The organism is Kineococcus glutinatus (genome assembly GCF_039542765.1).
Lineage (GTDB): Bacteria > Actinomycetota > Actinomycetes > Actinomycetales > Kineococcaceae > Kineococcus_A > Kineococcus_A glutinatus.
The window spans coordinates 1-1,794 of sequence record NZ_BAABIL010000629.1 but is presented as its reverse complement, the minus strand read 5'-3'; the positions used below and the strand labels follow the sequence as shown (position 1 = coordinate 1,794).

The window sequence follows — 1,794 nt, the reverse complement described above, 5'->3', positions numbered from 1 at the left end:
GGTGGCCGGCACGGCGGTGGTGCGCCGCGTGCCGCGCGCACCCGACGTGGACCCGCAGCTCGTGCGGGCGTGGGCGCGCGCGCAGGGCCACCCGGTCAGCGACCGCGGGCGCGTCCCGCTGCAGCTGGTGCGGGAGTACCGCTCGGCCCACGGCCTCGGCTGACCCCCCCACCGGGGGCCCCGGGGTCCGGGCGTCAGCGCCCGGAGCCGGCGGACGTCACGAGGCCGGGGCGGGGCGCGGTCGTGCCCGCACCGGTGAGGCCGGTGGCGCGCAGGTCCACGAACGTCCGCCGCGGCCACAGCGCGGGCGGGGCGCCCGCCGCCGTGTACTGCGCCAGACCCGAGCGCAGCACCGCCGGCCACGTCATCGCCGGCGCCGTGGCGAGGTTGTGCGCCCGCACCGCGGCGAGCACGTCCGGGCGGGCGGCCAGCGAGGCGACGACCGCGGCCATGTCCTCGTCGTCGTCGGCGAGGAACCCCTCCACGCCGGGCGTGACGAACTCCGCCACGCCGCTGCAGGCGAACGCGACGACGCTGAGCCCCGCGCAGCGGGCCTCCAGCGCGGCCAGGCCGAAGGACTCCAGCCGGGCCGGGGCCAGGTACACGTCGCCGCCGGCCAGGACGCGGCGCACCTCCTCCCGGCTGCACCGGCCGGGCAGCTCCACCCAGCCGGCCATGCCGAGGGCGCGCACCCGCCGCCGCGCCGCCGCCCACATCGGGCCGTCGCCGAGGAGCACCGCGCGCAGCCGCACGTCGGCCGGCACGGCCCGGCGCACCGCCGCGAGCAGCCGCAGCAGGGCCTGGGGGCGCTTGCGGCGGGCGAAGCGCAGCGCGCTGACGAGGGTGACGGTCCGCGGCTCCCCCGGGGTGGGCGGGGCGGGGCGCGCGGGTCCCTGCGGGCGCCACGCGGCGGGGTCGATGCCGTTGTGCAGGACGCTCACCGGCTGGCCGATGGCCTCCTGCAGCGGCCGGGCGGCGACGCGGCTGACGGCGGTCCAGCGGATCTCCCCCAGGGCGCGCTGCCCGATCACGGCGCGCATCGCGGCCATCGGGAGGCCGTCGCCGACCAGGGAGTGCAGGGTGGCCACGACGGGCATCCCCAGGGCGCGCGCCTCCCGCGCCGCGGTCCACGCCAGCGGCGAGACGACGGAGGAGTGCACGTGGACGACGTCCGCGCCGGAGTCCCGCAGGGCCTGGCGCAGCGGGTCGGTGCGCGCGCCCGGTCCCGGCAGGCGCAGCCCGGGCAGGCGCACCACCCCGGCCTCCTCCTGCACCCGTTCCCCGCCGGGGGGCGTGGCGGTGAGGATGCGCACGTCCAGCCCGGCGGCGCGCTGCACCGCGCTGAGGTCGTGGACGTGGGTCTCGATCCCACCCAGCCGGGGCAGGTAGCAGTCGCTGACGTGCAGCACCCTCATCGCAGCGCCCACCGGGCCCGGCGGCCGATGAGCCAGCCGGTGAGGGCGAGGCCACCGACGGGGATCTCCAGCAGCACGACGAACGCGCGGTACAGCAGCACCCCCGCCACCGCCGAGGTGGCGGGCACGCCCGCGGCCAGCAGCACGGCGGCGCTGCCCGCCTCGGCGAAACCCGTGCCGCTGGGCGTCAGGGGCACCATGGTGGCGAGCCGGTCGACGGCGAAGGCGGTGAGCACCACGCCGAGGGCGACGTGGACGCCGCCGGCCTGCAGGCACGCTGCGAGCAGCACCGCCTGCAGGAGGAGGTAGCCGAGCACCCCGGCGCTGAAGTGCGGCCAGCGGCGGCGCAGCGCGCTCAGCGCCTGGCGCCGCACCCCGG

At 79.6% G+C, this 1,794-nt stretch carries 3 protein-coding genes; 1 reads left to right on the top strand and 2 read right to left on the bottom strand.

The features are described 5' to 3' along the window. The first annotated feature begins 1 nt into the window (after position 1). Entirely contained in the window at positions 2-163 is a 162-nt protein-coding gene (locus tag ABEB16_RS19290) for an Lsr2 family DNA-binding protein (protein ID WP_345713829.1), read from the top strand. Positions 164-194: 31 nt separating this feature from the next. On the opposite strand, the gene ABEB16_RS19285 is transcribed toward ABEB16_RS19290, so the two are convergent. Together ABEB16_RS19285 and ABEB16_RS19280 are read right to left on the bottom strand one after the other, a co-directional pair. After that, positions 195-1,415: a glycosyltransferase family 4 protein gene (locus ABEB16_RS19285; protein ID WP_345713828.1), complete on the bottom strand. Its 1,221-nt coding sequence runs from the start codon at positions 1,413-1,415 to the stop codon at positions 195-197. Next, positions 1,412-1,794: lysylphosphatidylglycerol synthase domain-containing protein (locus ABEB16_RS19280; protein ID WP_345713827.1), on the bottom strand; the 383-nt coding region annotated here is incomplete at its 5' end. The genes ABEB16_RS19280 and ABEB16_RS19285, both read right to left, overlap by 4 nt.